The 12,797-nt window shown below is 68.9% G+C and carries 9 protein-coding genes and 1 tRNA gene; 8 read left to right on the top strand and 2 right to left on the bottom strand.

From position 1 onward, the window contains the following. Positions 1–66: 66 nt before the first annotated feature. Positions 67–2,004 carry an FAD/NAD(P)-binding protein gene (locus tag ASF72_RS14835; RefSeq protein WP_056600188.1) on the bottom strand — a complete coding sequence of 646 codons (1,938 nt, stop codon included), beginning with the start codon at positions 2,002–2,004 and terminating at the stop codon, positions 67–69. 74 nt (positions 2,005–2,078) lie between these two features. On the opposite strand from ASF72_RS14835, the gene ASF72_RS14830 reads away from it, so the two are divergent. The 4 genes from ASF72_RS14830 to ASF72_RS14815 all read left to right on the top strand — a co-directional run bounded on the left by ASF72_RS14830 (position 2,079) and on the right by ASF72_RS14815 (position 6,629). Next, the gene (locus ASF72_RS14830) at positions 2,079–4,307 is read left to right on the top strand and encodes a prolyl oligopeptidase family serine peptidase (RefSeq protein ID WP_056600186.1); all 2,229 of its coding nucleotides are present in this window, start codon (positions 2,079–2,081) and stop codon (positions 4,305–4,307) included. Between the two features lie 5 nt (positions 4,308–4,312). After that, a complete protein-coding gene (locus ASF72_RS14825; RefSeq protein WP_327019596.1) occupies positions 4,313–4,828 on the top strand; it encodes a GNAT family N-acetyltransferase in 516 nt (171 codons plus the stop codon). A 97-nt stretch (positions 4,829–4,925) separates the two neighbouring features. After that, positions 4,926–5,013: transfer RNA gene (locus ASF72_RS14820), tRNA-Ser, on the top strand. A gap of 167 nt (positions 5,014–5,180) precedes the next feature. Continuing rightward, entirely contained in the window at positions 5,181–6,629 is a 1,449-nt protein-coding gene (locus ASF72_RS14815; RefSeq protein WP_056600178.1) for an MFS transporter, read from the top strand. A gap of 28 nt (positions 6,630–6,657) precedes the next feature. Here ASF72_RS14815 and ASF72_RS14810 read toward each other — a convergent pair whose 3' ends face one another. Continuing rightward, the gene (locus ASF72_RS14810; RefSeq protein ID WP_082484308.1) at positions 6,658–8,883 is read right to left on the bottom strand and encodes a RecQ family ATP-dependent DNA helicase; all 2,226 of its coding nucleotides are present in this window, start codon (positions 8,881–8,883) and stop codon (positions 6,658–6,660) included. Positions 8,884–9,035: 152 nt separating this feature from the next. Between ASF72_RS14810 and ASF72_RS14805 the strand changes: the two genes are divergently transcribed. From ASF72_RS14805 to ASF72_RS14790, 4 genes are all read left to right on the top strand, one after another. Continuing rightward, positions 9,036–10,454, top strand: a complete 1,419-nt coding sequence (locus tag ASF72_RS14805) for a phosphomannomutase/phosphoglucomutase (protein ID WP_056600171.1) — start codon at positions 9,036–9,038, stop codon at positions 10,452–10,454. A 3-nt stretch (positions 10,455–10,457) separates the two neighbouring features. Continuing rightward, positions 10,458–10,961, top strand: coding sequence for a hypothetical protein (locus tag ASF72_RS14800; protein ID WP_056600168.1), 504 nt, complete (start codon positions 10,458–10,460; stop codon positions 10,959–10,961). A gap of 12 nt (positions 10,962–10,973) precedes the next feature. Beyond that, complete coding sequence (locus ASF72_RS14795) at positions 10,974–11,423, top strand: RrF2 family transcriptional regulator (protein WP_050686112.1); 450 nt, start codon at positions 10,974–10,976, stop codon at positions 11,421–11,423. Positions 11,424–11,574: 151 nt separating this feature from the next. Then, the gene (locus ASF72_RS14790; RefSeq protein ID WP_056600164.1) at positions 11,575–12,735 is read left to right on the top strand and encodes a globin domain-containing protein; all 1,161 of its coding nucleotides are present in this window, start codon (positions 11,575–11,577) and stop codon (positions 12,733–12,735) included. Positions 12,736–12,797: the final 62 nt, after the last annotated feature.

Here is a 12,797-nt window from a genome sequence, read left to right as displayed (position 1 = left end):
TCCGCCCCTGACGTCCAACGCCCGCCCACATCCGTGGGCGGGCGTTGGACGTTAACCGGGCGGGGGTCAGGCGGCCAGGATGGCGGCGGCGATTTCGTCGGCGTCCCTGAGGGTCCGCTGGGCGCTGCGGTAAGCGGGGCTGCCGGGCTGTGCCGCTTCAGCCGCGATGGCGGTACCCCACTGGGCCGAAGAGAGCTGCAGGCCCAGCACGTAGAGGCCCTCGGTGACCGACCCGTTCGCGGCAAGCGGCCGGTACGGGTGCGGCGCCACGTCCAGGCCTGTTGACTGGATGGGGGCGCCCTCGGCGGTCATCATCAGCCGGGGCCGGACCAGGCCGTCTGCCAGGAGTTGTTCCAGCAGCGGCGAGTCATTCGCGGACACCCGGTTGCCCGGCGCCAGGGCCTCCACCATGGTCCGGGCTGCCACCGGCGCATCGTGCACCCAGGGCGAGCTGACGGTGAACGTCCGGCTCTTGCGGTCCACGCCGAACTTGGGGTCGGGTCCGGCAAAGCTGACCACCCCGGCGGTGGCCAGGGCTGCGAGCTGCTCGGAGCGGAGGGCGGGCGGGCCGCTGGCCAGACCCTCCACGAAGTTTTCGAACCAGCCGCGCAGGCCGGCCACCCACGATTCGTCGGTGATGCCGCCGTCGGCCACTGCGGTTTTGAGGAGCGCCCGGCCGTGGTGCAGGGCACCGATGGCCATCTTGACGGGATCGTCCTCGCCCAGGCCGGACCGGCGGGCGTCATCCAGCAGGTATTCCACCACTGCGGCGTCCTGCTCCGCCCGGGACGCGAACGTCCGGCCGGCCAGGGGCGCAGCCAGCCCACGAAGGTCCAGGCGGTGCCGCGGTCCCACATGCACGGCCAGCACACTCTCCACGGTGTCTTCCCAGTTCGCGGCCGTGTGGGCGTGCGGGTGCAGCGCCTCATCCAGGGCAGCCAGGAAAGCGTCAGCGTCCGGGACCGCGCCGGGCTGCGAGCGCACCAGCGTGGCGTAGTAGGCCCACAGCGTGTCCCGGTGCAGGAGCGGCCACAGGTCGAAGTCGAAACCGGGCCTGATCCCTGCCTTCCGGAGCCGGCCCAGGGCCTCTTCGGTGAAGTAGCGGAGGGATACCGACGCCGGGTAGTAGCCTTCCAGCGCCGCCTTGGCCCGGTACGGGGTTCCGCGGCGGGACGCGGCAATGATGAGGGGTTCCTGGCCGGAGGGCTGATACTCCAGCTGGCCGCCGTTGCTGAGGAACGTGCCGCCGCGGCCTTCGGTGAGCTGGCCGATGGTGTCGAAGAAGTTCAGGCCCATCCCGCGGACCAGGACGGGTTCGCCGGCGGGGACACTGTCCCAGTCGACGTCGGCGGGGACCGCGGGCGGCAGGTAGCGCAGGCCAAGCTGCTGCGCAGCAGCCTGCAGGTCCCGCTGCTCCGGGTTCAGGCGTGACGGGATGTGCCCCAGCGCCAGCACCACGGACCCTGCCGTCAGCACGGCCCCGGCGGCCAGGCCGACGTCGAACATCCCGTCGTCGCGGCGGTGGACCGACAAGGCGCTGGTTTCGTGGAACTCAAGGGTGACATCCTGCGGCGCGTGGTCCACCAGCTGCTCGAGGGTGCTGCGCAGGTACCGGCCGTAGAGGGCGCGGCTGGGGAAGCCGGTGGAACCAAGACCCGCCAGTTCGGCCCGTTCAGCTGCTGAAAGTGAGGACGCCGGGTGCTCCTGCTGACGGATCCGCCACTGGTCGAAGGTGGTGCCGGCCACCGGAGCCGGGAGTTCGGGGTCCTCGGGAATCAGCGTCGGATAAAACGACTGGGTGTTCATCAGGAACAGCCGGGACTGGTGCGGCTGCCAGACATGGCCGGGCCCGGCCGGGTAGGGGTCAACCACGTCGATGTGGAGGCGCGGACCGGCCGTTGCGGCGGGACGGGCTGCGGTGTGGGCGAGCAGGCGCTCCAGCACACTGGTGCCGCGGGGACCGGCACCGATGATGACGGTCCGGATGCTCTGCGTTGTTTCCACGGCATCCAGCGTATCCGCTAAGGGCTGAACGCTTGACTTGCCCGCAGGCTGAAGATGTTGTTTGGATGGGGCGCATGACCACCACAGCAGCTGATTCATCGTCCGCCACGGGTGCGGCGCCGGAGCCTACCGACGAAAACGTCTGGCTGGAGGAGATCTACGGCGAAGAACAGCTGGCCTGGGTCCGGGAGCAGAATTCCCGGACGGAGGACCTCCTGGAGGACGCGGAGTACGCAGCCCTGGAAAGCAGCATCCTGGAGGTGCTGGACGCCACGGACCGGATCGCCATGGTGGGCAAGCGCGGGGACTGGTACTACAACTTCTGGAAGGACCAGGACAACCCCAAGGGCCTGTGGCGCCGGACCACGTGGGAGAGCTACTGCACGGATACGCCCGAGTGGGACGTCCTCCTGGACGTGGACGCCCTGGCCGCCAGGGAAGGCGTGGAGTGGGTCTTCCACGGTGCCACGTTCCTGCGGCCCGCACCCGGGGAACCGCACCGCCTGGCGCTGCTGGCCCTCTCCCCCGACGGCGGGGACGCCAACCGGTACCGCGAATACGATGTCCAGTCCCGCGGGTTTGTGGACCCGGCCGACGGCGGCTTCGACCTCCCCACAGCCAAGGGCAACGTGTCCTGGCTCGATGCCGACACCCTGCTGGTGGCCTCCACGGCCGAAGGTCTGCCCGTGACCGCCTCCTCGTACGCCCGGACGGCCGTCACCCTCAAACGCGGTATGGCCCTGGCTGACGCGCCGCTGCTCTTCGAAGTGCCGGCGGACCACATGGTGGCGGTGGTGGCCCACGACTCCACCCCCGGCTTCGAGCGGACCTTCGCCATTGACTACATCGATTTCTACAACCAGACCAACCTGGTGCTGCGGGACGGCGGCTGGGTGGCGGTCGACGTGCCCACGGACGTCAACCTGAGCGTGCACCGGGAGTGGCTGCTGTTCCGTCCCCAGCAGGACTGGACCCTGGCCGGCACCACGTATCCTGCCGGCTCGCTGCTGGCCACGAAGTTCGAGGACTACCTCGCAGGCGGCCGGAACATCTCGGTGCTGTTCGCCCCTGACGCCGCCACGTCCTTGCAGTCCTGGAGCTGGACCCGGAACTTCCTGCTGTTGAACCTGCTCAAGGACGTCTCCGCCGAGATCCGGGTCCTGGACCCCGCCACACCATCGGGCAGCCCGGACGCCGCCTGGACCTCCACGATCCTGGATGCCTGCCCGCCGCTGCACGACGTGAACGCCTTCGCGGTGGATGATGAGGACACCACGGACGGTGGCGGCGCGGGCGACGATTTCTGGCTCATCGCCACGGGCTTCACCACACCCAGCACCCTGTTCCGGGGCTCACTGGAGCGCACGGACGGTGGCGGCCAGGACTCCGGCGCCCCCGCGGTCCTGAGCCGGCACGCCGAAGTGAAGTCGTCGCCGTCGTACTTTGCCGACGGCGGCTACGAGGTCCAGCAGCATTTTGCGGTCTCCGAGGACGGCACCCGGGTCCCCTACTTCCAGATCGCCGCGCGCGGCATGGCCCTGGACGGCCAGAACCCCACGCAGCTTTCCGGCTACGGCGGCTTCGAGGTGTCCCGGACCCCGGCCTACAGCGGAACCGTGGGCCGGGCCTGGCTGGAGCGGCGCACCACCGGCGCGGCCGGGGCGGACGGCGGCGGGACGCACTCGCGCGGCGGCGTCTACGTGGTGGCCAACATCCGCGGCGGCGGCGAATACGGGCCGTCCTGGCACCGCGCGGCCCTGAAGGAAAACCGGCACAAGGCGTACCAGGACTTCGCGGCCGTGGCCCGGGACCTGATCTCCCGCGGCGTGACCTCAAGGGAGCGGCTGGGGTGTGTGGGCGGGTCCAACGGCGGCCTGCTGGTGGGCAACATGCTCACCTCGTACCCCGAACTTTTCGGCGCGGTCTCCTGCGGGGTGCCGCTGCTGGACATGCGCCGGTACACCAAACTGTCCGCCGGGCACTCGTGGATCGCCGAATACGGCGATCCGGACGTAGCGGACCAGTGGGAGTACATCCGGACCTTCTCGCCCTACCACCTGCTCAAGGACGGCGTGGAATACCCCGAAACGTTCATCTGGACCGCCACCTCGGATGACAGGGTGGGTCCCGTGCAGGCCCGCAAGATGGCTGCCCGGATGCTGGCCATGGGCATCCCCAACGTGTGGTTCCACGAAGCGCTTGAGGGCGGCCACGCCGGCGCCTCCGACAACCGGCAGGCAGCAGCGCTGCAGGCCCGAAGCCAGCACTTCCTGTGGAAGGCCCTTGCTGGCGGGGCCGGGTGAGCCCCGTGCTGTCCATAAGGCCGCCCACGGCGGCGGACGCCGGGCGGCTTGCCGAGGTGCACGTCCGCTGCTGGCAGGAGGCCTACCACGGCATCCTGTCGGACGGGTTCCTGGCGGCGCTGGAACCCGCAGGCCGGCTGCCGTTGTGGACGCAGCTGCTGGCGGATCCGCCGGCAGGAATCCTATGGGCAGCGTACGACGGCGGCACGGCAGTGGGGTTCGCCGGCGTCCGGCCCGTGCCAAGCACCGCAGGCGTGGAACCGCCAGCGGCGGACCGTGAACTGTGGGGGCTGTACCTCCTGGCCTCGCACCAGGGCCTGGGTCTTGGTGGCCGACTGCTGCGGGCAGCGCTTGGCACCGATGCCGCTAGCCTTTGGGTGGCCTCGGAAAACGCCCGCGCCATCGGCTTCTACCGGCACTTCGGCTTTAGGGCCGATGGCGCTGCGGACCTGGTTCCGGAGTGGGAAAACCTTGCCGAAATGAGGATGGTCCGGCCCGGGCAGGCCGGGATTTCCGGCTGAAACCGCGAGCCCGGGAAGCCTGCTGCGGACAGGGCGCCTGCCGTTTTGCACTGCATGGCCACATCTGCGTATTCTTGGTGGGCTAGGAATAGCAATTGGAGACGTGCCAGAGCGGCCGAATGGGCTTCACTGCTAATGAAGTGTGGGGCACAACTCCACCGGGGGTTCAAATCCCCCCGTCTCCGCGTTCGGCCCCGGTCCTTGACCGGGGCCTTTTGCGTACCTGGCCTTTTGCGTACCCGGGGCTTCTGAACACCCAGGCAGCCGGCAGGGCCGGGCGTGTGTCCGGCCTGCCGGTCCGCAGGACGGACAGCACCACCGGCGCCGGCGGGCCCGGTGGCAGGATAAAACGATGTCAACAAGCAAGCAGGCCGCCGCGGAACCGGGTACCGGGCCGGCCTGGAACCCGCGCCTTGCCCTCCTGGTGGCGGCGGCGTTTTTTATGGAGTTCCTCGACGGAACCATCCTCACCACCGCCATCCCCAACATCTCCGCTGACTTCGACGTCCCCGCCGCGGACGTGAACATCACCATGACGGCGTACCTGTTGACCGTGGCCGTGGGGATTCCCATCAGCGGCTGGCTGGCTGAACGTTTCGGCGCCCGTCGGGTGTTTTGCCTGGCCCTGGCCGTGTTTACGGTGGCTTCACTGGCCTGCTCGCTGAGCCAGGACCTGACGGCCCTGACCATCAGCCGGATCATCCAGGGCGCGGGCGGGGCCATGATGGTGCCGGTGGGCACGCTGGTGGTGCTCCGCGGCACGCCCAAGTCGGAGCTGCTGCGGGCCACGGCTTTCCTTGTCTGGCCCGGATTGCTCGCCCCCGTGCTGGCCCCGCTGGTGGGCGGTGCGCTGACCACGTACCTTTCCTGGCACTGGATCTTCCTGATCAACCTGCCCCTGGGCCTGGCCGCGTTTGTGGCGGCGCTGCGCCTGGTTCCCGTTTCCGCGGGCGACCCCGGGCGGCGGCTCGACTGGCCCGGCCTCGCCCTCACCACCATGGGTGTTGGCGCCCTGGTGGTGGGCCTTGAGCTCGCCAGCGGCCACCCGGAGACGCCGTGGGTTGCCCTGTCGGCGGCGGCAGGGGCGGTGTCCCTGCTGGCAGCGGTGCTGTGGATGCGCCGCGCCCGGAACCCGCTGTTCAACCTGGAGGTGTTCCGGACCCGCACGTTCCGGGCCATGGCCACGGGCGGTTTCATTTATCGGTTGACCATCAGCTCGGTCCCGTTCCTGCTGCCGCTGATGTTCCAGTCGGGCTTCGGCTGGTCGCCGTTGCAGGCAGGCATCATGGTGGCGGCGGTCTTCATCGGCAATATTGGCATCAAGCCTGCCACCACGCCGCTGATCCGGCGCTTCGGGTTCAAGGCGATGCTGGTGTTTGCTTCCCTGTCATCAGCGGTGACCTTCGCCTTGTGCGCCGCGCTGACCCCGGATACACCCGGCGCCCTGATCTTCGCCCTGTTGGTCCTTAGCGGCGTTTTCAGGTCCATCGGGTTCTCCGCTTACGCGTCGGTGCAGTACGCGGACATCGTCCCCGCCATGCTGACCTCGGCAAACACGGTGTCGGCCACCCTGGTGCAGCTCGCCGCCGGGGCCGGCATCGCCGTGGCGGCCCTGTTGATCCGGCTTTTCGACGGGGTGGCCGTTTTTGGGCAGGACCAGGCGGCCCCGTTCCGCGGCGCGTTCCTGGCCATGGCTGTCCTGATGCTGGCCAGCACCGTGGACAGCCTCTTTTTATCGCGGCACGCGGGCGCGGAAGTCAGCCGACCCGGCAACGCAGCAAACGCAGCCGGACCTGCCTGAACCCGGACCTCCCCGCGCGCCCTGCCCGTCAGCCGGCCTGCGCCAGCACCAGCGGCAGCACGGCTCCCGCCCCGGCCTGCAGGAGGGCACGGCCGGCCACGGTCACCGTCCAGCGGCTGTCCACGAGGTCGTCGATGAGCATCACGCTCTGGCCCTGCACCCCGGCCAGGGCTTCTTCCAGTTCGGGGCCCACCACCAGCCTGTCCCAGACGCCGGCCAGGCGGTAGGCGCTGTTGCCGCCGCGGGCGCCGGTGGGTCCGCCGTGGGCCAGCTGCAGCTCCCCCAGGTAGGGGATGCGGCCAATCTCGGAGATGCCCCGTGCCAGCGAGCCCACCAGCTGGGGCTTGCTCCGCGACGGGATGCTGATGATGGCGGCCGGCCTCCCGGCGCCGCTCCAGCCGGCGCTGCGGCCGTCCCCGGTGCCCCATTCGCGCAGGACCTGCACGCAGGCCTGCAGCATGCCCGGCTCCACGGGCTGGTCCTGGGCCCCTGAAGCGAAGATCCCCCGCAGGGCCCCGCCCCACCCCAGGTCCGTCAGCCGCGCCAGGACCCGTCCTTCCGACAGGCCCTCCCCCGCTTTAAGCTTCCCCTTCACCGGGACGCCCAGCCGGTCCATGCCGCTGGGCCACTGCAGCCTGGCTTCCAGCGGGCCGCCCGCCCGGCTGAGGGTCTGGCCCGCGGCTGCCGTGGCATCGGCAGCCACATCGGCCTGGAACCATTGCCCGGCGCAGTTGTCGCAGCGGCCGCAGGGGTGGGCCGTTTCGTCGTCCAGGACGGAGGTTATGTACTCCATCCGGCACCCGGCGGTGTCCTGGTAGATCACCATGGAGTCCTGCTCGTCCACCCGGGCTTCGGCAATGCGCTCGTACCGCTCGGCATCGTAGATCCAGGGCTGGCCGGTGGAGCGCCAGCCGCCGCCAACGCGCTCCACTGCGCCGTCCACGGACAGTACCTTCAGGAGCAGCTCCAGCGGGGTCCGGCGAAGGTCCACACGCGCTTCGAGCGCCACCGTGGACAAGGCGGATCCGGCTTCGGCCAGGGCGGTGAGCACTGCCGCAGCCTTTTCCTCTGACGGCATGGAGGCGGTGGCGAAGTACTGCCAGATGTCACGGTCCTCCGAGCCAGGGAGCAGCAGGACGTCCGCGTTGGCGGCGCCACGGCCGGCGCGGCCCACCTGCTGGTAGTAGGCAACCGGAGAGGACGGCGCCCCGAGGTGCACCACAAAGCCGAGGTCCGGCTTGTCGAAGCCCATGCCCAGCGCGGACGTGGCCACGAGGGCCTTGACCTGGTTGTCCTTCAAAAGCTGCTCGGCACGTTCGCGGTCCGCCGGATCGGTGCGGCCGGTGTAGGCAAGGACCTCGTGGCCTGCCTCCGCCAGCAGCCGGGCGGTGTCCTCCGCCGCGGACACCGTGAGGGTATAGATGATGCCGCTGCCGGGGAGCTCCGCCAGGTGCGTGAGCAGCCAGCCCAGACGCTGCCGGGAGTCCGGCAGCCGGAGGACGCCCAGCCGCAGCGAGTCACGGCCCAGGGCGCCGCGGATGGTCAGGACACCTGCGCCGAGCTGCTCCTCGATGTCATGGACCACACGTGAGTTGGCGGTGGCCGTGGTGGCCAGCACGGGGACGGTGTCCGGCAACTGCGTGATCAGGTCCGCAATGCGGCGGTAGTCCGGCCGGAAATCGTGGCCCCAGTCGGAAATGCAGTGGGCCTCGTCAATGACCAGGAGCCCGGTCCGCCGGATCAGCTCCGGCAGCTGGGTTTCGCGGAACGCCGGGTTGGTAAGCCGTTCCGGGGACACCAGCAGGACGTCCACCTCATCATTTGCCAGCTGTTGGCGCACCGCATCCCATTCCAGCTGGTTTGCGGAGTTGATGGCCACCGCCCGGACTCCGGCCCGCGCCGCGGCGGCCACCTGGTCCCGCATCAGGGCCAGCAGCGGCGAAACGATCAGGGTTGGCCCCGCACCGCGCCGGCGCAGCAGCAGGGACGCCACAAAGTAGACCGCCGATTTGCCCCAGCCGGTGCGCTGGACCACCAGGGCCCGCCGGCCGCCGTCGACCAGTGCCTCGATGGCTTCAAACTGGCCGTCGTGGAACGCGGCGTCAGGGTGGCCCACCAGGCCACGCAGGACTTCCAGCGCCTGCCCGCGGGTGCCGCCGGGAGCCGGGGCATCACCGGCCACCAGGGTGCCGGTGGGGGCGGTTCCGGTTTCTGTGGAAGGGGACATTGCGGTGGCGTTCTGGTTATCGACCATTGATTCAGTATCCCAGCCGGCACCGACACCCCGCCCAACCGGAGTCCCGTTTGTGGACAACCGGGCCGGGGGCCGTGCCCCGGCGGCGTCACAAAATGCCGCCGCGCCCGCGCCTGAACAGCCGCTTCACCGGCCCACGTAAGATAAAGCCCGTGACTAGCGAACAGACAAAGACTTTTGATCTTTCAGCATCCTTCAAGGCCTACGACGTCCGTGGCATTGTGGGCGAGTCCATCACCGCCGAAATTGTCGAAGCCGTGGGGGCCGCCTTTGTGGACATTCTGGAACTTGAGGGCCAGACCATCCTGGTGGGCGGGGACATGCGTCCCTCATCCCCCGAGTTCAGTAAGGCCTTCGCCGACGGCGCAGCCACCCGCGGCGCCAACGTTGAGCTGCTGGACCTGATCTCCACCGATGAGCTGTACTTTGCCTGCGGGTTCCTCAACCGGGCGGGCGCCACGTTCACCGCCAGCCACAACCCCGCCGGCTACAACGGCATCAAGATGTCCAAGGCCGGGGCCGTGCCCATTTCCTCCGAAGCCGGGCTCAAGGACATCCAGGCCCTCGCCGAGCAGTACCTCAACACCGGCAGCATCCCCGCAGCGGAAACCCGTGGCCTGATCGGCGTCCGTGACGTCCTCAAGGATTACGCCGAGTACCTGCGCACGTTGGTGGACCTCACCGGTTCCCGCCCGCTCAAGATCGTGGTGGACGCAGGCAACGGCATGGCCGGCCTGACCACCCCCGCCGTCCTCGGCGACACGTTGCTGCCCAAGCTTCCCTTCGACATCGTTCCGCTCTACTTCGAGCTGGACGGGTCCTTCCCCAACCACCCGGCCAACCCGCTGGAGCCGGAAAACCTCCGCGACCTGCAGGCAGCGGTGGTGGCGCACGGTGCCGATATCGGCCTCGCCTTCGACGGCGACGCCGACCGGTGCTTTGTGATTGACGAAAAAGGCGAGCCGGTGTCGCCGTCGGCCATCACCGGTATGGTGGCGCGCCGCGAGATTGCCCGCGCGAAAGCCCAGGGCGAAAGCACCCCCACGATCATCCACAACCTCCTCACCTCCCGCGCGGTTCCGGAACTGGTGGCGCACGACGGCGGCCGCGCCGTCCGCACGCGTGTCGGCCATTCCTTCATCAAGGCCGTTATGGCTGAGGAAGGCGCGGTGTTCGGCGGCGAGCACTCAGCCCACTTCTACTTCCGGGACTTCTGGAACGCGGACACCGGCATGCTGGCCGCCATGCACGTCCTCGCCGCGCTCGGCGAGCAGGACGGCGCGCTCTCCGACCTGGGCCGCGAATATGAACCGTACGTCAGCTCAGGCGAGATCAACTCCGAAATCGAGGACAAGGCCGGCGCTGTGGACCGCGTCCGGCAGGACTTCGCCGCCGAGGACATCACCATCGACACCATGGACGGCAGCACGTTCACGGCCAACGACGGCAGCTACTGGTTCAACCTCCGCCCCTCCAACACCGAACCTTTCCTGCGGCTCAACGCAGAGGCCACGGACCGCGCCACCATGGAACGCGTCCGCGACCGGGTCCTGTCGATCGTGCGGGCCTGACCCTTGGCGGAAGAGAACGGCGTTGCCGCCGCGGACCAGACCACGAACGGCGACCTCCCATGGCGCGATTCGGTGCCCGAGGCCACGGCCACGGACCTGGAAAACCTCCTGGGGACCGGCGTCAGTGCAGCCCAGGAACAGCTGGAGCGCAACGGCGGTTTCCTGCCCTTCGCCCTGACCGTGCAGAACGACGGCGAGGTGCGCCTGGTGGCGGTCTCCCCCGCTGATTCCCCGGCAGGGGAGGACGCGGATTTCGACGCCGACGCCATGATCAGCGACCTGCACGCCCTGCTGCGCCAGAACCGGGACGATTTCCGGGCGGCGGCAGTGGTCTGCGACATCATGCTGCTCGAGGAGGACTCGGACGCCATCTCCGTGGCCACCGAGCACCGGGACGGCGCAGTGTTCGCCGCCGTGCTGCCGTACGCGGCCAACCAGGCCACCCACACGTGGGAGTTCGGGGAACTCGCGGCAGACACTAACGAGCCCGTTATCTGGGTGGACTAGACCAGAGCTGCCGTGAAGATCAACGCGTTCGCGGATGTCAGCCTGCGGGCACTGCTGGTGCTCGCCGCAGTCCCGGACGGGACCCTGCTCACCACCCAAAACATCGCCGATGCGGTGGGGACGCCGTATAACCACGTGAGCAAGGCAATGGCCAGGCTGCGGGCCCTTGGCCTGATCGATGTGGAGCGTGGCCGCTCAGGCGGTTCCCGGCTGAACCCTGCCGGCCGCCGGGTCACTGTTGGCCGGGTCCTCCGGGAGCTTGATACGCGGACCGATCCTGCGGACTGCGTGGCCCCCGGCGGACCGTGCCCGCTGATCAACGACTGCAAGCTGCGGGCCGCGCTGGCCAGGGCCCGCGAGGCCTTCTACCGGGAGCTCGACACCGTCGTGGTGGCGGAACTGCCCGGAAGCGGCCAGATGGCGCCGGTCTTCCAACTGATTGGCCTGCGCCCCGGGCTCTGACCCGACCGGTTTTGCCCGCACCCAGCTGCCCACCCACGAGGGATTTGACCCAAATTTCTACGCAGTGTAGAAATGGGGCATAAATACTTGCATTTCCAATGCAAGTATTATCGGCCGAACGAAGGCCCCGGTCCCTACTTCAGGAGTTCCCATGCTGTCGGACAAATCACGCCCCGTCATCGAAGCCACCCTCCCGCTGGTTGGCTCACGGATCGGTGCCATCACCACCAACTTCTACGACCGGCTGTTCACCGCCCACCCGGAACTGCTGGACGGCCTGTTCAGCCGGTCCAATCAGCGCTCCGGCACCCAGCAGCAGGCCCTGGCCGGCAGCATCGCCGCATTTGCAACCCATTTGGTGGACAATCCAGGAACTCTGCCCGAGGCTGTCCTGGCGCGCATCGCCCACCGCCACGCGTCGCTTGGCATCAGCGAACCGCAGTACCAGGTGGTGTACCAGCACCTGTTCGCCGCCATCGCCGAGGACCTCGCCGCAGTCATCACCCCCAACATCGCCGCAGCGTGGACCGAGGTCTACTGGCTGATGGCGGACGCCCTGATCAAACTCGAAAAGGGACTGTACGCCAGCCAGGCCAACAGCCGCATGTGGATGCCCTGGACCGTCACCGCCAAAACCCCCGCCGGCAGCGGCGCCCTGACCTTCACACTGGAACCTGCCGACGACACCCCCGTCACTGCAGCGCTGCCCGGCCAATACATCAGCGTCAAGGTCGCGCTGCCGGACGGGATCCGCCAGGTCCGCCAGTACTCCTTGTCGGGGGACGCCGGCACCGGCCGCAGCTTCACCGCCAAACTCGACGACAGTGGCGAGGTCTCCCCCGTCCTGCACCGGGACGTCCAGGTTGGCGACATCCTGGAGATCTCCAATCCCTACGGCGGAATCACGCTCAAAGACGGTACCGGCCCCGTAATCCTGGCCTCGGCCGGTATCGGCTGCACCCCCACAGCCTCCATTCTGCGCTCGCTCGCGGCGGCCGGTTCGGAGCGGCAGGTCCTGGTGCTGCACGCAGAAAGCACAATGGACAGCTGGGCGCTGCGCAGTCAGATGACGCATGACGTCGCGCGGCTGGACGGCGCGGAACTGCAGCTGTGGCTGGAGGAGCCCGCAGCCGGATCCAACCAGGGCTTTATGTCCCTGCGGGAAGTGGACCTGCCAGCCGGCGCCGCCCTCTACCTCTGCGGCCCCCTGCCTTTTATGCGCAGCATCCGCAGCGAGGCCATCGACGCCGGCATCCCCGCCACCTCGATCCACTACGAGGTGTTTGGTCCCGACATCTGGCAGGCAGGCTGAGCTGCACCGACCCCGCGCCCGCCGCTGTCCAGTGGCCACTGTCCACTACCCACCGCCCACTG

The organism is Arthrobacter sp. Leaf141 (genome assembly GCF_001424565.1).
Taxonomy (GTDB): Bacteria; Actinomycetota; Actinomycetes; order Actinomycetales; family Micrococcaceae; genus Arthrobacter.
This window is presented reverse-complemented; position numbering and strand designations above follow the sequence as displayed.

What these genes read in the sequence shown, in the direction of transcription:
- ASF72_RS14830 (WP_056600186.1), top strand. Translation starts at nt 2,079, where the DNA reads ATGACCACCACAGCAGCTGATTCATCGTCCGCCACGGGTGCGGCGCCG.
- ASF72_RS14815 (WP_056600178.1), top strand. Translation starts at nt 5,181, where the DNA reads ATGTCAACAAGCAAGCAGGCCGCCGCGGAACCGGGTACCGGGCCGGCC.
- ASF72_RS14810 (WP_082484308.1), bottom strand. Translation starts at nt 8,883, where the DNA reads ATGGTCGATAACCAGAACGCCACCGCAATGTCCCCTTCCACAGAAACC.
- ASF72_RS14790 (WP_056600164.1), top strand. Translation starts at nt 11,575, where the DNA reads ATGCTGTCGGACAAATCACGCCCCGTCATCGAAGCCACCCTCCCGCTG.